This is a genomic window from Maribacter spongiicola (assembly GCF_052119685.1).
GTDB lineage: Bacteria > Bacteroidota > Bacteroidia > Flavobacteriales > Flavobacteriaceae > Maribacter > Maribacter spongiicola_A.
The window spans coordinates 1-19932 of record NZ_JBGQOO010000006.1 but is presented as its reverse complement, the minus strand read 5'-3'; the positions used below and the strand labels follow the sequence as shown (position 1 = coordinate 19932).

The 19932-nt window shown below is 35.3% G+C and carries 19 protein-coding genes; 13 read left to right on the top strand and 6 right to left on the bottom strand.

All coding sequences use genetic code 11. The features are described from left to right. Positions 1-3: 3 nt before the first annotated feature. Entirely contained in the window at positions 4-1587 is a 1584-nt protein-coding gene (locus ACEN2N_RS11125) for a glycoside hydrolase family 32 protein (RefSeq protein WP_441824397.1), read from the bottom strand. A 55-nt stretch (positions 1588-1642) separates the two neighbouring features. Here ACEN2N_RS11125 and ACEN2N_RS11120 point away from each other — a divergent pair, with 55 nt between their 5' ends. The 4 genes from ACEN2N_RS11120 to ACEN2N_RS11105 are packed head-to-tail and all read left to right on the top strand — an operon-like array spanning position 1643 to position 4425. After that, a complete protein-coding gene (locus tag ACEN2N_RS11120) occupies positions 1643-2149 on the top strand; it encodes a rhodanese-like domain-containing protein (protein WP_441824396.1) in 507 nt (168 codons plus the stop codon). Between the two features lie 43 nt (positions 2150-2192). Next, positions 2193-2864 (top strand): TIGR04282 family arsenosugar biosynthesis glycosyltransferase, encoded by a 672-nt coding sequence (locus tag ACEN2N_RS11115; protein WP_441824545.1) that lies wholly within the window; start codon positions 2193-2195, stop codon positions 2862-2864. Continuing rightward, positions 2861-3676, top strand: a complete 816-nt coding sequence (locus ACEN2N_RS11110) for a purine-nucleoside phosphorylase (RefSeq protein ID WP_441824395.1) — start codon at positions 2861-2863, stop codon at positions 3674-3676. The genes ACEN2N_RS11115 and ACEN2N_RS11110 overlap by 4 nt, the downstream gene beginning before the upstream one ends. Before the next feature lie 44 nt (positions 3677-3720). Beyond that, positions 3721-4425: a TIGR04283 family arsenosugar biosynthesis glycosyltransferase gene (locus tag ACEN2N_RS11105; RefSeq protein ID WP_441824394.1), complete on the top strand. Its 705-nt coding sequence runs from the start codon at positions 3721-3723 to the stop codon at positions 4423-4425. A 3-nt stretch (positions 4426-4428) separates the two neighbouring features. Here ACEN2N_RS11105 and ACEN2N_RS11100 read toward each other — a convergent pair whose 3' ends face one another. The 4 genes from ACEN2N_RS11100 to ACEN2N_RS11085 form a co-directional block, all read right to left on the bottom strand. Further along, positions 4429-5463, bottom strand: coding sequence for an N-acetylmuramoyl-L-alanine amidase family protein (locus ACEN2N_RS11100; RefSeq protein WP_441824393.1), 1035 nt, complete (start codon positions 5461-5463; stop codon positions 4429-4431). A gap of 66 nt (positions 5464-5529) precedes the next feature. Beyond that, positions 5530-6795, bottom strand: coding sequence for an outer membrane protein assembly factor (locus ACEN2N_RS11095; protein WP_441824392.1), 1266 nt, complete (start codon positions 6793-6795; stop codon positions 5530-5532). Between the two features lie 174 nt (positions 6796-6969). Next, positions 6970-7845 carry a hypothetical protein gene (locus ACEN2N_RS11090; RefSeq protein WP_441824391.1) on the bottom strand — a complete coding sequence of 292 codons (876 nt, stop codon included), beginning with the start codon at positions 7843-7845 and terminating at the stop codon, positions 6970-6972. A gap of 24 nt (positions 7846-7869) precedes the next feature. Continuing rightward, entirely contained in the window at positions 7870-8610 is a 741-nt protein-coding gene (locus ACEN2N_RS11085) for a DUF547 domain-containing protein (RefSeq protein ID WP_441824390.1), read from the bottom strand. Positions 8611-8861: 251 nt separating this feature from the next. Here ACEN2N_RS11085 and ACEN2N_RS11080 point away from each other — a divergent pair, with 251 nt between their 5' ends. The 6 genes from ACEN2N_RS11080 to ACEN2N_RS11055 all read left to right on the top strand — a co-directional run bounded on the left by ACEN2N_RS11080 (position 8862) and on the right by ACEN2N_RS11055 (position 17103). Beyond that, on the top strand, positions 8862-10208 hold the full coding sequence (locus tag ACEN2N_RS11080; protein ID WP_441824389.1) for an NAD(P)/FAD-dependent oxidoreductase: 1347 nt from the start codon (positions 8862-8864) through the stop codon (positions 10206-10208). A gap of 29 nt (positions 10209-10237) precedes the next feature. After that, complete coding sequence (locus ACEN2N_RS11075; protein WP_441824388.1) at positions 10238-11821, top strand: 4Fe-4S binding protein; 1584 nt, start codon at positions 10238-10240, stop codon at positions 11819-11821. A gap of 155 nt (positions 11822-11976) precedes the next feature. After that, complete coding sequence (locus ACEN2N_RS11070; protein WP_441824387.1) at positions 11977-14382, top strand: alpha-L-rhamnosidase-related protein; 2406 nt, start codon at positions 11977-11979, stop codon at positions 14380-14382. Positions 14383-14436: 54 nt separating this feature from the next. Continuing rightward, positions 14437-14928 carry a toxin-antitoxin system YwqK family antitoxin gene (locus tag ACEN2N_RS11065; protein ID WP_441824386.1) on the top strand — a complete coding sequence of 164 codons (492 nt, stop codon included), beginning with the start codon at positions 14437-14439 and terminating at the stop codon, positions 14926-14928. Continuing rightward, positions 14928-15617: a glycosyltransferase family 2 protein gene (locus ACEN2N_RS11060; RefSeq protein ID WP_441824385.1), complete on the top strand. Its 690-nt coding sequence runs from the start codon at positions 14928-14930 to the stop codon at positions 15615-15617. The genes ACEN2N_RS11065 and ACEN2N_RS11060 overlap by 1 nt, the downstream gene beginning before the upstream one ends. A gap of 1 nt (position 15618) precedes the next feature. Beyond that, positions 15619-17103 carry a cellulose synthase family protein gene (locus ACEN2N_RS11055; protein WP_441824384.1) on the top strand — a complete coding sequence of 495 codons (1485 nt, stop codon included), beginning with the start codon at positions 15619-15621 and terminating at the stop codon, positions 17101-17103. 74 nt (positions 17104-17177) lie between these two features. Here the strand turns inward: ACEN2N_RS11055 and ACEN2N_RS11050 are convergent, their stop codons facing one another. Further along, positions 17178-17549 carry a hypothetical protein gene (locus tag ACEN2N_RS11050; RefSeq protein ID WP_441824383.1) on the bottom strand — a complete coding sequence of 124 codons (372 nt, stop codon included), beginning with the start codon at positions 17547-17549 and terminating at the stop codon, positions 17178-17180. A 124-nt stretch (positions 17550-17673) separates the two neighbouring features. Here ACEN2N_RS11050 and xerA point away from each other — a divergent pair, with 124 nt between their 5' ends. The 3 genes from xerA (at position 17674) to ACEN2N_RS11035 (ending at position 19680) form a co-directional block, all read left to right on the top strand. After that, complete coding sequence (gene xerA / locus ACEN2N_RS11045; RefSeq protein WP_441824382.1) at positions 17674-18747, top strand: site-specific tyrosine recombinase/integron integrase; 1074 nt, start codon at positions 17674-17676, stop codon at positions 18745-18747. Between the two features lie 74 nt (positions 18748-18821). Continuing rightward, positions 18822-19262 (top strand): hypothetical protein, encoded by a 441-nt coding sequence (locus ACEN2N_RS11040; RefSeq protein WP_441824381.1) that lies wholly within the window; start codon positions 18822-18824, stop codon positions 19260-19262. A 217-nt stretch (positions 19263-19479) separates the two neighbouring features. Further along, entirely contained in the window at positions 19480-19680 is a 201-nt protein-coding gene (locus tag ACEN2N_RS11035) for a hypothetical protein (protein WP_441824380.1), read from the top strand. Positions 19681-19932: the final 252 nt, after the last annotated feature.

The window sequence follows — 19932 nt, the reverse complement described above, 5'->3', positions numbered from 1 at the left end:
AAATTAGTCCCAAACACGCTCTACTTTATGCTCTGTAAAGTCTTCTATAACCAACTCTTCTTCTGAATTATTTACAATGGTTATCGCCCTAAAAAATTCATTTGGGAAAATTTGATTGGTCATTACATACTGACCGCCATTTATAAAAAGTTCTAGCGAAGAATGATCTAAAAGCAATACTATTTCAATTGGACCATCTGGTAAATTCGGAATTTTCATTTGCTGAATTCCCGGCGAAAATTTATCACTAAAATCAACATTGCCCGATTTTCTTCTGTCAAGAGTAACTAACTTTTTATTTCTATCTATATCAATACTTAAACTATCTCCAATGTCATTCCTAAAATATATTTGAGCACTCGGAACAGACAATGTGAATTTTGTTTTGCTTTGGTTGCCGTATTTAAGCGGAATAATTCTTTTTCTAGTTGGTAAAATCTCTATTATGCTTTCTGGGTATGCCAAGGCAACATTTTTTTCAAAACTTTTAAGCGGGTAATTAAACAATGACACCTCATCCCCCACTTTACGCAAAGTTAATTCTCTTGGTATGGTCATAGCACTACGCCATTTTTCCGTTGGTGTGTCGCGAGCATAATCCCAATTACTCATCCATCCTATAAAAACACGTTCATTGTTTGGTGCGTCATTATAAGTTACACCTGCATAATTATCTCTTCCTAAGTCAATCCATTTATTTTCGGTTTGATCTGTTGTAAAAGTTGTTCCATCAAAATCACCAATAAAATACTGAGTACCACTACCTCCATTAGGGGCCCCAGGATTAATACTAATTAGAAGTACCCATTTCACTTCTTCCGTACCTTCAATTTTCAATGGAAACAAATCTGGACATTCCCAAACACCTCCATGTGCACCTTTATCCTTGCCAAACTCACTTACTTTTTTCCAGTCTTTTAAATTGGGTGAATTCCATATTTGCAAATGATCTCCCGCCACTAAAAGCATGGTCCAGTTTTCTTCAATCTCGTTCCAAAACACTTTTGGATCCCTAAAGTCTTTGATTCCCGTATTTCCTATTACTGGGTTTCCCTCATACTTCGTCCAGCTATCACCATTATCTAAACTATAGGCAATACCTTGGGTTTGAAAATCCTTTTTCCCTGCCTGCTCCCCTTCCATATCATGATAGGTAAAAATTGCTACCATTGCGGGGTTATCTTCTGTTCCAAAGCCAGAAGTATTATTATGATCCATAACCGCACTCCCAGAAAAAATCAATCCGTTTTCATCAGGAAATAAGGCTACTGGTTTGTGCTTCCAAACCATCATATCTTTACTAACAGCATGACCCCAATGCATAGGACCCCAAACCGTACTATCTGGATAATATTGATAGAACAAATGATACAAACTATCTTTATAGACCAACCCGTTAGGGTCATTCATCCATTTCTCCTCCGGGGTAAAATGATATTGCGGTCTATATTTTTCTATATAATAACCAGTTGGTATCTCTTCTTCTTCAATCAACTCTTGCTTTACCTCTTGTTTACAACTGAAATTGAAAATTACACACAGTAATACACATACTGCCAAACCTTTATTTTGCAAAGTTTTAACCATAAATTCACTTTTATCCCGGTACTTCTTACATGCTAATTATAGTACCTTTGTAGTAATGAAAATACTAAATTATAAGTTATTACTCTGTGTTCTTGCCTTCTTTTCTTTTTCAAAATATAGTTTAGGACAAGACAAAATTTCAAAAGTGCTAGACTCTTGGAACCAGGGAACTATACCTTATGCTTATTTTGATCATTTACCAGAGACAGATTCTATCGCATATTTAGATACTAGAGAAAAAGAAGAATTTGAAGTAAGCCATCTTAAAAATGCCATTTGGGTCGGATATAAAAAGTTTGACAAGCAAAAGGCACTGGAAACTATTACTGACAAATCGCAGCCCATAATCGTTTACTGTTCTATCGGCGTAAGATCAGAAGATATTGGCGAGAAGCTAAAAGAATTGGGGTATACCAAAATTCTAAATTTGCATGGTGGTATTTTTGAATGGAAAAATAAAGGTGGAACGGTTTTTAACGACAAAGAAATTGCAACCGATAGCGTTCATGCTTTTAGCAAACACTGGGGCAAACTTTTACAAAAAGGAATTAAGGTGTATTAGTTAGGAGTTAGGAGTTAGGAAAAATTAAAAAATTACATTGGCAATACTACAGAACAACAAAGCAGAGCGAGACGAAAAGGTCATAGATTTTACCCTCGCAAATTCAAACAATCTTTTACTTATTTTCACCAGAAACCCTGAAATAGGTAAAGGAAAAAGACGCTTAGCAGCTACTGTTGGCGACCAAGCTGCATATGATATTTATAAATTTTTATTAGACCATACCGTAGCGATCACCAAAAATTTATATGCCGAAAAAGAGGTGTATTATTCTGAAGAAATTTGGGAAAACGATATTTGGGACAATCAAAAATTCGGAAAGAAACTTCAAGTGGGTGAGGATTTAGGTGTTCGTATGGCAAATGCCTTTCAAGAAGGGTTTCAGAACGAATATCAAAAAATTATTATCATTGGCAGTGATATGCTAGATCTTTCTCAAGAAGATTTAGAAGAAGCATTTAAATCTTTAGAGAAAAACGATTTTGTAGTTGGCCCTGCTGAAGATGGCGGATACTATTTATTGGGTATGAAGAAATTTTTACCAGCACTATTCAAAAACAAAACATGGGGAACAAAAACCGTTTTAAAGGACACTTTGTCTGATCTTAAAAATGAAACTACTGCCCTATTAGAAACAAAAAACGACGTAGATTATTACGAGGACATAAAGGACATCGATGCCTTTACGCCCTTTCTAAAACATATAAAATTATGATGAAAGATGAACTTTTAGAATCTGTAGCATACCTTAAAAATAAAGGTTTTGATAAACCTGAAATAGGTATTGTTTTAGGTACAGGATTAGGCAAATTGGTAAATAGTGTTGAAGACCCTATTGAAGCTCATTACAATCACATTCCATTTTTTCCATTGGCAACGGTAGAATTTCATACAGGTAAATTGGTATATGGTACCATTTCTGGAAAGAAAGTAGTTGTAATGCAAGGTCGTTTTCACCTGTACGAAGGCTACGACTTTTTAGATATCACCTACCCTATTCGCGTAATGCACATGTTGGGTATTTCTAAATTATTTATTTCTAATGCTGCCGGTGCAGTAAACCTTGATTATAAAAAGGGTGATATGATGCTGATCGAAGATCACATTAACCTACAAGGCGGCTCTCCATTAGCTTTTAAAGGTGTTAGCGATTTTGGCGAGCGTTTTGCAGATATGTCTGAGCCTTATGATTTAGATATGCGCACCAAACTAATGGCTATTGCCAAGGAGCATAATATCTCCCTGAAAACTGGCGTATATGCCTCTGTAGTTGGACCTCAACTAGAAACAAAAGCTGAATATAGAATGATTAAATTAATTGGTGCAGATGCTGTTGGTATGAGTACCGTACCAGAGGTTATCGTTGCCAATCATTTGTCATTACCTATCGTTGCCGTTTCTGTTTTAACAGATGAATGTGATCCAGACAATTTAAAGCCTGTTGACATCAGTGAAATTATAGCTATTGCTGAAAGAACGGAGCCTAAAATGGTGAAATTATTTCAAGAATTAATCAAGCAATTGTAAGGATTCTCAATATTTGGCTACCATAAGTAAGCAAACAGTATTGTATGAGTGCCCACCAGCCAACCATTAGTATTATTATACCGGTATTGAATGAAGAGAAGTATATTAAAGATGTACTTTTCGCTATTTCAACCAATGCAGGCTCTGACTGCATTAAAGAAATACTAGTGGTTGATGGCGGTAGCACAGATAACACCGTTGCAAATGCTATAAAACATGGCGCATCTGTTGTTAAAAGTAAAAAAGGACGTGCTGCACAAATGAACCTTGGCGCGACAAAAGCCAGTGGTGATATCCTTTATTTTTTACATGTAGATTCTTTACCTCCAAAAGATTTTGACAATGCAATTTTAAATGAAATTGAAAGCGGTTTTGAGGTGGGTTGTTTTCAAATGCGTTTTAATAGCAAAAGCCGCTTTTTAAAATTCTTCGCCTGGTGTACACGTATTAACCATCAAATTTGTCGTGGTGGAGACCAGTCATTATTCATCACCAACAAACTTTTTAACCAACTTAACGGCTTCAATGAAAATTATGTTATTTACGAAGACAATGAATTCATTCGACGCGTTTACAAAATGAAACCTTTTAAGATTATTTCTTCTGCCGTTACAACATCTGCCAGACGCTATGAAGAACGCGGAATGATTAGTTTACAATGGCACTTCGGCATGATTCATCTAAAGTATTACTTAGGCGCAAGACCAACCGAACTGCATCAGTATTATTTAAAATACATTGCAACATAACCCTTACTTTTCTTCAAAATCGAGCAAAACACCTTCGCTGATCCATTTAGCCAATGCTTGCCTATTGTCAGGATCTACTATTCTAATCTGATCCTTCGCATTTCTAATATTACCAATTTCAATAAAGGTCATAGCAGGGTGTGTTTTCTTGACCAAATAAAGCGAAGTTCTATCTTCGAAAGTGCCTGCATAGCTTCGGTTAGGCTGGTATTTCTTGTACTTAGCATCGAAGGTTTTATGAATACTTTCCGCTAATTTTTTACCGTTCTTACTATGTTCATGATGGTAAAAGAAAACATCTATATTCTGCCCTTCACTTCTACTATCTACATGGGTTACGATTAATCGCTGATACTTACCCCTATTTTCTTTATACAGATTATTAACAATATCTACTCGCTGTTTTAATCTGTCTACTTGGTTTAGCGGTATTGTCTTATTCATATACGCAACCTCATCATGATCAATTTCAAGAACGAAATCATCTCTAATTCCGTCATTTTTATCTTGTATTATAATGTACACCATCGCCCCATGCGCAATTAATTCTTTTGCAAGTCTTAATGTAATATCATAAGCATATTCATCTTCAGATATAGTCTTGCCTGCATAAACACCCATAGCACCAGGATCGGGACCACCATGACCTGAAACTAAATAATATACATTGCCTTTTAAGCGTTCACTTTTAGCAATGACCGTTTTATGTTTCTCCCCAAAAATGTCGTAAGAAACACTTTCTATTTTTTTTATTTCTTTTGATTGTACTTGTAGTGAATCGACGATACCCACTGTATCTAACTTTATTCTTGGAAGCACATAAATTTTACCAGCAACTAGGTGCACGCTATCGCGTAAATCATGATGGTTTAAGGTTATAAATTCATCATACGCCTCATACGGATCTACACCTTGCTTTCTTAATAGCGATAAAATTCCGTCGCCGGGCTCTGCCACAACCGTTTTCAACGAATCTTGCGCAACGCAAAAAACGCTTAAAAACATTAAAAATATAATTGTAAAATTGGTGTATTTCATGCTAATTTAGAACGCAAGGTCTATGCCATACTTTATTTATGGCTTTCTATCGAAGCACAAAGATTGCTAAAAATATTGACCAATACCAAAGACAATCCCATTGTCGCCGTCTTTTGTTATTCCGTAGCCGTAATCTATCCTAAAAATGGCATTGAAAATTCGCTTGTGCATAAATCGGAGTCCGACACCCGGGTAAATTCTAAGATTTTCACTCTTTAGCAAATCATCAAATCCGCCTGCGGGATTCCGCCATGTTCCTCCATCTATAAATACGTTTCCTTGTAGCACAAACTTATTTTTATCTATTAAAGTTTGTCGGTATTCTGTATTCAAAACAACCATACCTGTACCTCTATCAATGGTATTACCGACCCCTCTAATATTTAAGTTATTATCTACGGTAAAGGGTGCGAACGGACTATCAACATTACTTGCTAAACCTAAACGCAGCCTACTGGCCCAATTACCTTTATCGCTTATTCTTTTGAAATAGGTAAAGTCATTAAAACCAATTAAGAATTCAGGTAAATTGGTATTGGTACTGCCCACATATTGAAAATTAAGCTGACTTCTAAAGCCTTCTAAATAATGATAAAAATAATCTAAGCCGTTATAATCATAAATGAATTTGAACAGATGCTTATCAACATTTAAATTCAACGGTACACCGGCACTCGTAGCGCCATCAATATATTCGTAGTCTTCAGTAAAAAAACTAAAGCCCAGTTCCATTCTATTTTTAAAATTGAGTTCATAAAGTCCTAAGAGTTCAAAGCCGGTATTGTTATATTTATAATTTGCTGTATCATCTTGAAAAAATACAGGCTCTAATGTGGTGAAATTATTATAATTTACAGCTAAACCCAGCTTATTAGAGAATAAGTAAGGTGCCCGTATACTTAACCCAAACGAGCTATAATTATCATACTGATAAAAAACACCCAGCGTAATATTGCGACCAAAAGAATTAAACTCTTGCAGCCCAATTCTAAAAGCAAAATCATCATTAGACGAGCTAAATAGATTCGCAAATGGAATTAACGTAAAGTTTTCTTCAATAACATATGCTACCTCACAATTTTCATTTGCTACATTTTTAACCTCGTAATACGCATGAGAAATTGATGGTAATCTTTTTAAACGAAGTATATCTCGATCCATTAGAACAGAATCTAAGACCATACCTTTCTTTAAATCTACAAGATTTTCAATGAAAGATACTTTGGTACGCTTTGCACCTTCAAACTTCAAGTCTACCACCTTATCATCTTGCCCTATCATAAAGAAGCTAGCAAATAAGAAAATAAAAAAAAGAAGTGTTTTTGTTTTCATTATTTTTTAAACTACCTATACTATAACTTAATTGAATTTGGTACCAAAATTTTCAATATAGAACAAAATAATTGCGTAATCAATTATAGTTCAAAAGCATACCTATTAACACCCAAGAAAGAATCTGGTTGTTTTTGATAACAAAAGGCTCTTTTAAGAGCACTCAAACTATTTTTAAAATATACCGCGCAATCCTAAATTGAAGGTTTGCCCTAAACCTGTATTATTACCACGAACAAAATTGGTATACAGCACCTCTAAGTTCAAAGTATTTGTCAATTGATATTTTGCACCACCACCTAAGGCTGTAAAATCTTGTGTAAAATTGTTACCTAAGTCTAAACGCTGAGAATGTTGCGCCAATGCCAAAACGGTGAATTTACTGGATGGAAAATAGCTAAGAAATAAACCCGGACTAAGATTTAAACTATTATTTGCGAAACTCTCTTCTTTGTCGCCTAAACTTAACTCTGAGTAAATTTCACTAAAAAGCTGCCACTTATCCCCCGGGAAGGTATAATCGTAAAAGAATCTATTTTGCCAGATGTATCCTTTTTGATCTAGAAACACTCCATTTTCAGTTTCATTATCGACCAACGGTAGAAAGAATGAACTTTGAATAGAAAAATTACTGACCGAAGCAATCGGCACAAACTTTACAGATGGTGCAATTGAGGTAAGTCCGGATCTGGCGGTATTGTTCTCTCCATCGAATTTAAATACATCTAAGGCACTTCTATCACCAATTACGTTTGATCTGAATTCTAGAATTGCACCTACATTCCATCTTTTGTTCGTACCTACACCTGTATACCCTTCAATGGTAGACGTAAAAAATGATTGCCTAGGTATTTTACCAGACGCAAATGTACTCTTGGTTTCGGTATATAAATTGTTGAACCATTTTATATCATACTGCCCTTTACCCACTAATTTCGAGGGTGTATACTGCTGTATATTACTTTTCTGTTGCAAACTATCTTGACTATATCCTTTAAAAAAGGCACAAAAAGCCACTGCAAGAAATAAATTTCTAGTTATAATACTCATAATAAGGTTCTTAGGTTTTATTAATTATTTAGCTTCGTTCAAAGACCAGTCATAAGGGTAATAAGAAAGCTTTGCATTTTCTGGCAATTGCTCGTTTCTATACGTATTTATAAAATCAACTGTACTTCCCTTTTGTTCAAAGTCTCCTTTGTACCACTCGAACAATTGTGATATCTGAACTTTATTCTTATTTACTTTTATAAAATTAGGATTGTTCAATGCCATTACGGTCTGCTTTTGCAACTGACTTTCTAATGTTTTAGGTGTATAAGCCCTGTTTATTATTGGTGGACATCCTAAACCTGCGCATACCAATACAAAATGAAATCTTGCTTCTGTTGGAAATAGTGCTCTCAGCAAATCATTCTCTATTCCGTTTAAGGTTGTTGATTTACCACCAACTTCATGATTTGTTTTATCGAAAAAACCAGCAACATCTAAAGGCGATTTTAATGGATAATTCTTAACAATTCCGTCAATTACAAGTAGGTTATATGTATTGATCCAAAAAGCTTGATAGGTAGCAGCATCAGATTTTGAAACTGAAATACCTTTCGCAGTTTCCAATAAAGCATTCAAAGCTTCAGGATTGTTTTTTATCGCTGCATATTTCACTTTACCATCAACTACATTGGCTTTAAAAAAGCTATCGCTCTTGTTAAAAAAGGCAGCTACATCTTGTGCAGATATATTGGTTACTATTAAAAGTAAAAATAGTGTCTGTAGTAAAGTTCTTTTCATGTTATTCGAAATTTCAATTCGCATTTGAGTTTGTTTAGGTCGTGGCTTTTTTCAAAAACATACACTTCCTAAAAAAATAACTTATTTTATTTAAAATTTTCAAGCCAATTAAACACTGATTTACTGCGTGTTACAAATCCGTTTTAATTCTATTAAAACGCAAACTAGGTTTAAAAGTATCACAGAAGTATAACAAGTTTATAATCTTTATAAATAAAAAGAAGCCTATTAAGTTCTTACCTTTAATACCGACACACCCATCAATAAAAGCATTTATGGATCATATAGTAATTATTGGTAATGGCATATCCGGAGTCACTTTAGCTAGACATATACGTAAGCTATCAGACAAACGAATCACCATTATTTCTGCAGAAAGTGACTATTTCTTCTCTCGTACGGCATTAATGTATGTCTATATGGGGCACATGAAATTTGAACATACACAACCTTACGAAAATTGGTTTTGGAAGAAAAACAGAATCGACCTCGTTAACGGATTTGTTGAAAAAGTGGAAACCGATGCCAAAAAGCTTGTTTTAAAAGATGGCTCGTCTATATCATATGATAAACTAGTTATCGCTACAGGGTCTAAACCGAACAAGTTTGGCTGGCCTGGTCAAGATTTAAAAGGTGTACAAGGCCTGTACTCTAAACAAGACCTAGAGATGCTTGAGAAAAATGCCCCTAATAAAAAGGTTTGTAACAGAGCTGTTATTGTAGGTGGCGGACTCATAGGTATTGAAATGGCAGAAATGCTGCGCTCTCGCGAAATACCGATTACTTTTCTAGTTCGTGAAAAGAGCTTTTGGAACGGGGTTCTACCTGCTGGGGAATCTGCTATGATCAACGAACATATTCTAGAACACCACATCGATTTACAATTAGATACCAATCTTGAGAAAATAATTGCTGACAAAAATGGTCGCGCAAAAGCTGTAGTAACGGATAAAGGTGAAACTATTGAATGTAACGTGGTCGGCTTAACGGCCGGCGTAACCCCAAACATAGATTTCCTTAAAGATTCTAGTATTGAATTAGGCAGAGGTGTTAAGGTTAATCGATTCTTGGAGACCAACGTAAAAGATGTATTCGCTATTGGCGATTGTGCAGAACAACATGAAGGTATTGGTAGCAGAAGACCTATAGAGGCTGTTTGGTATACGGGTAGAATGATGGGCGAAGCACTTGCACAAACCATTTGCGGAAAACCACGAGAATACAACCCTGGTCACTGGTTCAATTCGGCTAAATTTTTAGATGTAGAATACCAAACCTACGGCTGGGTATTTAGTGAACGTAGCAAAAAAGATAATGAACAACATTTTCATTGGCGCCATGCTTCTGAAAAAATATGCATTACCGTAGCGTTCGACAAAGAAACTCATCAATTTTTGGGTATAAATACTTTTGGCATACGCATGAGACATGAAATTTTTGATCAATGGTTGACTGAGAACAAAGATATTGACCATGTAATGACCTATTTAAAAGATGCCAATTTCGATCCTGAGTTCTACAAACTCTACGAAGATGAAATTGTGGCTAAATACAACGCTGATTTCAAAAAGAACATTAGTGCAAAGAAAAAAAGCTGGAAACGTATTTTCAGTATCGCCTAACTCAATAACAAATACAAACAACACCTACTATGGGTAATTTTGACAGAAGTATGTCACTCGCGGGAGAACCGCCTAAAGCATTAAACACAGGCCAAAAATTGGCAGTATTAGTAGGTATGACCGGTATGGGCATACTTATATTACAATTGTTCAACTTAAAGTTAGGAAATAGTGCATTGTGGTTAACGATTTCTATCGTAGCTATTTTTACAGGTATTATTTGGTTTTCGCAAGCAGCCTATGCTCATAAACATAAGGGAATAAAAAATGACGGCGTTTGGTTTAAATCTATTTCTAGTCGTGGTGTACTTGCCTGGATGGGAGGTATAGCCTTAACAGGGTTTTATATTGTACTCTATTTCTATCCGCAGTATTTAGGTCTTGTAAAAGATGGCGATAACACGGGTTTAATCGCCTTATTTGATCCGTTAAGTAAAGGACTTAGCGGAAACCCTGCCAGTCAATGGTTCGTTTACGGCACTATGTATACCGTTGCTATTTTAGCTTTTGGAGCTAAATTCATCTGGAAATACCGTCATAATAAATACGAGCAATTGAGAACGGTCAGTGTTATGTTTTTTCAAACTGCATTTGCCTTTTTTATTCCAGAAATAATGGCGCGTTTAAATGGTGATTTACCATATTACGACCTTAAGAATATGTGGCCTTTAAACTACTACAACTTTGAACGTTACCGTATTAATGGCTTTATAGATTCTGGTAGTGTTGGTATGACGATGTTGTTCTTCGGAATTATTTCGATTTTTGTGATCTCTCCTTTTTTAACCTACAAATACGGTAAGCGTTGGTATTGCTCTTGGGTTTGTGGTTGCGGCGGATTGGCTGAAACTGCCGGTGATTCTTTTCGTCAGTTAAGCGACAAATCTAAATTCGCTTGGAAGGTTGAGCGTTGGGTAGTACACAGTGTTGTTGTATTCGTAACCCTAATGACCACGGCAGTTATCTACTCGTATTTAGGGAATGATACTAGCAAATACTGGCTTACCAAAACAGTATTTATCTCTGGCGTAGCCGTTATTTTAACCACAGTTTTTGCTTGGGTTATGATATATAAAAGAGAAGAATTGGCGAAAGATGCCAAATATGGTGCTATCGGCTACTTCACTATTATCGCTGTATTAATAGGAATGCACTTTTTTAGCAACTCAGGAAACATATTCATTTTCAAAGCAGAAACATTACGTACCACGTACAGTTTTTTAATCGGTAGTATTTTCTCTGGAGTTATAGGAACAGGATTCTACCCTATTTTAGGTAACCGTGTTTGGTGCAGATTTGGATGCCCAATGGCAGCTATGTTAGGTTTTCAACAACGTATGTTCTCTAAATTTAGAATTACGACCAATGGTGGGCAATGTATTTCTTGTGGTAACTGTTCTACCTATTGTGAAATGGGTATCGATGTTCGTGCCTATGCTCAAAAAGGAGAAAATATTGTACGTTCTAGTTGTGTAGGCTGTGGTATTTGTTCTGCGGTTTGCCCAAGAGGAGTTTTAAAATTAGAAAACGGACCAGAAAAAGGACGTATCAATTCTCAAGATGTCTTATTAGGTAACGATGTTGATTTAATGGATCTAGTGAACAAGAAATAGATCTTATTTCTAAAATGGATTATGCTATTTTCTTTGCATTGTGACTTATAAACTCAAGTACACTTAAATTATAAAACAGGAAAAATTTCATGAAAGACTGGTTTTACCATTCTTTCATGATCTTTACAACCAAAATACACCAAGATATATAGTACATGAATCGCTTGTTTTACTTCTTACTTTTAGTATCTCTTTCTGTTCAATCGCAAACGGAAGTCAATTACCCTGAAGTTGTTTATGGTAAAGAGAACATCAGTGCCAGTTGGGTAAGTCACCCAGATGTTAAAGGTGGCGAAGACATAACCGTGTTGTTTCGTAACACCTTTGAAATAGCAAATTCCAAAGGTGATTTTATTATCAATATTTCTGCAGACAATCATTACTACCTTTATGTAAACGGTAAGTTTATTACCCACGGGCCGCAGTTGAGCGATATTCAGCACTACAAATACGAAACCTTAAACCTTAAAGATTACCTGAACCAAGGGAAAAATGTTATTGCGGTTAAGGTGATTAATTTTGGTAAAAGAAGATTTTTAGGCATGCAGTCCATTTTTACTAGTTTAATGGTAAATGGCGTTTCTGAAAATGCCAAAATTATTAATACCACCGGATTTAATGATACTTGGGTAAGCGCCATCGACGAATCGTACAAAGCGAACGAAGTCGTTTGGAGAGGCGACGGTGAAAAGGCTATCGTTGGCGGCTTTTATGCCAACAACCCTACCGATATTATTGACATGAACTACTACCCTACTTATTGGGGAACATTAAATTTTGATGATAAAGATTGGAAAAAAGTGGAATTTTTCGAAAATGCCAGCAGCATGGGCGGATCTATTGCTTATTTATTGGAACCTCGTAATCTACCATTGCTTTCATGGGACGAGGAAAGAATTGCAAGTATTGTTCGTTCTTCGAAACCTCTTGAAACTGAGTTTCCGGTGTTGGGTAGTTTAACTCTTGCCCCGAATACTACCACCACTTTTTTATTAGATCAACAATATGTTACTAACGGATTCCCAGAATTAGTTTTCAGTAAGGGTAAATCCGCTAAAATAATCATCAAATATGCCGAGAATCTTTTTGGCGCTAATAATGAAAAAGGGGATCGCAACGACTTGGAGAACAAAAAGCTTCTAGGCTATTACGACGAAATTATTTCTAACGGAAAAGATGCCCAAAAATTCATTCCGAATTGGATGCGTACGTTTCGATTTATTGAGTTTGAAATTGAAACTAAAGACCAAGAACTTCTTCTTGAAAATTTCGTAAATCATAGGTCTAGAACTACCATACCTTCTATTGCAAAGTTCACTTCAGACGATGACATGTATAATAACATTTTTGACATCTGCAAACGTACCATCGATATCTGTACACAAGACTACTTTTTAAGTGATGCCTATTATGAAACCATGCAGTATGTGGGCGATACAAAAATACAAGGCTTAATCTGGCAAGCTTTAAGCGGTAATGCCGAACATACTAAAAATGCAATTCGCCAGTTTGACCATTCTAGAGATTCTGATGGTAATATTCTAGGTGCTTACCCGCTTCGTTCTACATTTATTTATCCTACGTATTCCCTGGTTTGGGTAGATATGATCGCCGACTATTACAAAACTTCTGGCAACAAAGAATTTATTCATACCTATAAAAATGGCATTATTAATACCTTAGCGGGATTTGAAAAGAATATGAACGACCTTAATCTGGTCAACAAAACACCATACCGCTATTTTGTAGATTGGTATACTGGACCAAATAATGGTAGCGGAACTGCTACCAAAAATGACGGACTCAACTCCGCAGTAGTTAGCTTACATTATGTACATGCATTACAAAATGCGTCGCGACTTTTCAGTGAAATTGGTGATGAGCAGACCGCTAGCAATTATAAAAATCGTGCTAACGAAATTATTACATCGGTATACGAATTATGTTATGATACCGACAGAAGTCTTTTTGCCGAAAGACCCGATAAAACTATTTACGATCAGCATACCAATATTATGGCGATATTGACCGATGCCATACCAGAAAATGAGCAGCGCGCTCTTTTAGATAAAATTCTATCCGAAGAAGAGTTATTACAAGCCACTTACTACTATCGTTTTTATCTTTTCGAAGCGATTAAAAAAGTAGGCGCTCCAGAATTATTCGATGTTGCCCAAAAACCTTGGGAACAAATGATCAATGATCATATGACCACGACTTTAGAGCGTTTTGAAAGTGTAGAGAAACCAACGAGGTCAGAGGTACACCCGTGGAGTGCGTCGCCCGCATATTTTTATTTTAATTATTTGGCAGGCATCCGGTCTGTACAAAATGATTTTGAAGAGGTAGAAATTGCTCCGGCATTTGGCAAACTAAATGAAATAGCAGGTTTGCTTCCTACATCAAAAGGTAATATTGAATTTGAATTAAAGAGAATAAAGAATAAATTATCCGCAGAAATAACCATTCCTGAGACCATGAAAGGCAACTTAAATTGGCTAGGAACCAAAATTCCGCTAAAAAAAGGAAAGAATACCTATACCATTAAGAGCTCTAAATAAGCGTACAATCTTTGGAATAGATAAAATTTAGATGTTAACCTGATATTATAAAAAATGAAGCTATTTAAACTCTTTTACGCCGCTCTTATTTGTTTAGGATTGTTAGCTTTTATTAATCCTGAAGACAAACGTTACGAGCGCACTTATTACGACGACGGCACCTTAAAAAGTGAAGGGTGGATTCGCTATAGCACAAAAACCGATTATTGGACCTTCTATCACCCAAACGGCCATAAATCTGAACAAGGTTTTTACGCTTATGGCAAAAGAGAGAAATATTGGTTCTTTTTTAGCGAAGATCGAATTAGAACCAAAGAGGGAAAATTCGTTGACAACAAAGAAATCGGTTGGTGGCTATTTTACGACAATAAAGGACGTGTAAACCACAAATGCCAATTAACTAAAGGAATTAAAGATGGCTATTGCCTAAAATACAAGGATACAAAATTGATATCTGCAGAGAAATATAGTAAGGGTGAAAAAGTAAAAGAATGGACCTCTTTTCGTGCTTTTACCAATGAAAATAGTTTATCAGATTTAAAATAATGACAGATATTAAAGTAATTATACCAGCTTTTAACGAAGCAGATTCTATTGCCCATGTCATCAATGAGCTACCAAAATCGGTATCTGAGGTAATCGTTGTAAACAATAATTCGACCGACGATACCGTAAAAAATGCAGAAGCCGCAGGGGCTACTGTACTTACCGAGACCAGAAAAGGTTATGGTTATGCCTGCCTTAAAGGGTTAGATTATGTAGCATCGACAGCTAAACAACCCGACATTATCGTATTTATTGATGGAGACTATTCTGATTACCCAGAGGAGTTGGATAAGGTAATTGCTCCTATTTTAGAAAATGACATCGATTTTGTGGTCGGTGCCAGAACAATAAGCTTGCGAGAAGAAGGTTCGATGACGCCGCAACAGATTTTTGGAAACTGGTTGGCGACTTTTTTAATGCGATTATTTTTTGGCGCAAAATTTACAGATTTAGGTCCTTTCAGGGCAATTAAGTACGAAAAGCTCAAAGAATTGAACATGGAAGACAAAACTTATGGATGGACGGTTGAAATGCAACTAAAAGTTCTTAAGAAAAAGATGACATATACCGAAGTACCAGTGCGTTACAAACGAAGAATTGGCATCTCAAAAGTATCAGGAACCGTAAAAGGTAGTATATTTGCAGGCATAAAAATTTTGGGGTGGATCTTCAAATACAGCATTAAATAATATGGAACTAGCTTTAGCTTATTTTATCATCGTAATTTATAGTATTTCATTGCTATTAATTTTCTTTTACAGCTTGGCGCAGTTGAACCTGTTAATCAACTACTTATCACAAAAAAGACAAGATCAGACAGCTCCGAAATTTAATTTATTAGACCCAAAAGAAATTCCGTTCGTAACCATTCAACTACCTGTATTTAACGAGGAGTATGTAATGGATCGTTTATTGGAAAACATTGCAAAAATAGAATACCCTAAAAGTAAATTAGAGATTCAGGTTTTAGATGATTCTACCGATGAAACTGTAATTACCACTGCAGCCACTGTTGCAAAATTGCAAGAGACCGGTTTAGATATTCAACATATTACAAGAACTGATCGCTCTGGTTTTAAAGCCGGTGCTTTAAAAGAAGGACTTAAAGTAGCAAAAGGTGAGTTCATCGCTATTTTTGATGCCGATTTTTTACCGGCTTCAGATTGGTTGAAGAAAACCGTCATCTATTTTAAAGATGAAGAAATTGGTGTGGTACAAACCCGTTGGGGGCACTTGAACCGCGATTACTCTACCCTAACAAAAATACAGGCATTTGCCTTAGACGCACATTTTACCCTAGAGCAAGTTGGGCGTAACAGCAAAGGGCATTTTATCAACTTTAACGGTACCGCTGGTATTTGGCGTAAAGAGTGTATTATCGATGCCGGTAACTGGGAAGGCGATACGCTTACCGAAGATTTAGATTTGAGCTACCGAGCACAGTTAAAAAATTGGAAATTCAAGTATTTAGAAAACGTAGAAACGCCTGCAGAATTACCTGTAGTTATTAGTGCCGCACGTTCACAACAATTTCGTTGGAACAAAGGTGGTGCCGAGAACTTTAGAAAAACGGTATGGAGCGTTATAACTGCAAAAAATATTTCTTTTAAAACAAAGTTTCACGGGGTTATGCATTTACTGAACAGCTCTATGTTCTTGTGCGTGTTCTTGGTAGCTATATTAAGTATACCATCGCTCTATATTAAAAATACCTACGGTCATTTAGACTGGGTTTTCTCACTATTAAGCTTGTTTACCGTAAGTACGATCATCTTATTCGTTTGCTATTGGTTTACTTATAAGAGTATACAGGGTAGCGGCTTTAACAACTTTGTTGATTACATACGTATATTCTTCACTTTCTTCTCCGTTGCATTAGGTTTCTCTTTACACAATACCATTGCTGTAATTGAAGGTCATATGGGTAAAAGAAGTGAATTTGTACGTACACCAAAATTCAATATTAGCACCATAAAGCAAAGCTGGAAAGGCAATAAATATTTAGCTAAGAAATTATCGCCAAATATGATATTAGAATTTGCCTTAATGGTCTATTTCATGTTCGGTATGTACAGCGCAATACCATTAAATGATTTCGGACTGTTTCCGTTTCACTTTATGTTATTCTTAGGCTTTGGGTTTGTATTCTTTAAATCTTTGACCTCAAGAGCATAAAATAGCTTTAAACAAAATATTAAAAAGGGATAGCCATTGGCTGTCCCTTTTTTTATGTTAAATCATCTTATTGATCAATCATTCATATAATCTTGCCATTGTACAATTAGATACTTCTGCACTCCGTTTCTATTCATACTTAAAAATCCAAAATCATAACAAAATAAATAAAGCTCCCCTTTCTTCGTTTTCCAATAATGCGTAAAATATTTAGGATTAAATCCGTCGTTTAACAGAACCGTAGTTCTAATGGTAGTAAAACCAGATTTATTAAACTTTTTTAAAAGCCTTCTATTTTTTTTCAATTGCTTGTCTACACTTAGATAAAAAACTTCTTGCTTTTGAATGTTTTCATATTGATGAATGGATTTACATTTTGCAGAACAAAATTTCTTATCAGATCTTCCGACAACTTCAATATCGCACTCCGGACATCTTTTTATCATAAATGATTGTAAACGTATATTACTCAGTTAATATACCGCTAATTATTTTATTTTCAATTATTCTTACAACATGAATCCATTAAGATCAATAACCTTATATCATTTAATGATTAAAGATCAGAAAATGATCGGTATTAAATTCTCACCTGATAAGTTGATACAGAACTTGATCAAGGGGCTTCCTGACCCTAAATGGAGTCATCAGTACAATATGGCATATATACTAAACACAAAAAAAAATCTGGGAATTCTCTTTACTACTTTTAAAGGTATCGTATGGATTAATTATAATAAATTTTACATCAACAAACCTGTTAATACTAGTAATGAAATAGTAGACGTACAATGGTTTAGAAAAAGGGTTATAGTACAAGGTTATCGACGTTGCCCAGAAGAATATTTGTTAAAACTGGAACTAAAAAAGTACGCCAATAGCACGGTTAAAACTTATGTAACCTACTTTGAAATGTTCATTAACCATTATAGAGAAAGAGAATTAGAAACGCTTGATGAAAGTGACATACGGGCTTATTTACAAGTACTAATTCAAAGAAATGTATCTAACTCTTATTTAAACCAAGTCATCAATGCCATTAAATTTTACTATGAAATAGTATTAGGAATGCCAAATAGATTTTATGAAATAGAACGACCAAGAAAAGAAAATAAACTACCAACGGTAATTTCAAAAGAGGAAATAATATCTATAATTGAACATACCAACAACTTAAAGCACAGATGCATTGTACAACTACTGTATGGTTCTGGTTTGCGCCGTAGCGAGCTTTTGAACCTAAAACTAAATGATATTGATAGCAAACGAATGCTTATAAGGGTTAAAGGAGCTAAAGGCAATAAAGACAGACTTACTCTTTTATCAAAGAATGCACTCAAAGATTTGAGGATGTATTTTAAGGAATGGAAGCCTAAAGAATTTCTTTTCGAAGGGCGCAAAGGGGGAAGATATAGCCCAGAAAGTGTAGTGCAAATAGTTAAACAAGCCGCTAATAAAGCAGGTGTAAAACAAAATGTGTCACCGCATACACTTCGTCATAGTTTTGCCACACATCTTTTAGAATCTAATGTCGACCTTAGGCAGATTCAAGTACTTTTAGGGCATGGCTCAAGCAAAACAACAGAAATTTACACTCATGTTGCAACAAATACTTTTAAAACAATTAAAAATCCTTTAGATTAGAGTTTATATAATGGGGATATATGTAATTGTACACATATCCGTACGTTGTACGCAAGCTGAAAACCGAACTATAATTGATAAAAAGAGCGATAATAATAACCCTAATTCTGAACTCAATAATTCTGATTGGTGTTCCTGCTGGACACGGTTACGGTATAATGGTAATGTTTGAATTTATAAGTATTCCGACTCTGATTAAAAACGGATTTAATTTTCAGAAAGAATATCCTTTTGAAAGTAGTCTGATTTTAATTGCTTTGGTTTCCTTAATTGGAAAACTGATTTCAATTTCACTATTGTTTTCAAAGAATATTTTGAACAAAAAGAACTGGATTTATATCGGACTGACTTTAATGCTGATTTCATTCCTTTTTGTTTGTTATGGAGCTTGGGAATATGATAATTTTCTATTTGCAATTACACTGGGAAGCGGAATTCCATTTTTAATGTATTTAGGCAGAATATTATATTTAATTAAAAAGGAAAATAACAAAACGGAATTAGTAACGGAATGAAAAAAAGCCAGCGTACAACAATGTATAACCGCAATTACGGCGGATTCGACTACGTCCGAATCCACTCAGAATTGCTAACGTCTGTGCCAAACCGAAAATAAACGCTAATTTAACCCGTAAATGACGGTTATACGAGACCGTTAGCAAATATACTTAAAGACCATTTTGTAAAAAGTCAAGTATATGATCAAACTGTAACCTAAAAAACCATTAAAAAATGGACAACAATAAATTAGAACTCATAGGACTCGTTCTTACATTCATTGGATTTCTTTCGTTTCTATCTCAAAAATTCTTTTTTGTCGAGGCACTTAAAAACGCTTACGGATTAGGCGATTTCCTAATGGTTTTGGGTTTAATTCTTATTTTCATAGTTTCTCGAAAAAAAAGAAAAGCAGAGAAAGAAAAAATCAAATAAACGAACTTTTGAACAAGTTTGCGGACGGATTAGAAGAGTAAAACGTAAGTATTACGCAGATGGACTTTTGAGCAAGTCTGCGCAGATGGACTTTACTCATGCAAAGCTATTGCGGACGGAATTCCTACTCAAATGAAAAAGTACATTTGCTAATCGAGTAGACGGCCGTGAGCTGTAAAGCCCACGGTGCGCCTCTCACACCACCGTGCGTACGGGTCTCGTACACGGCGGTTCGTTATATCAGAACTTTAC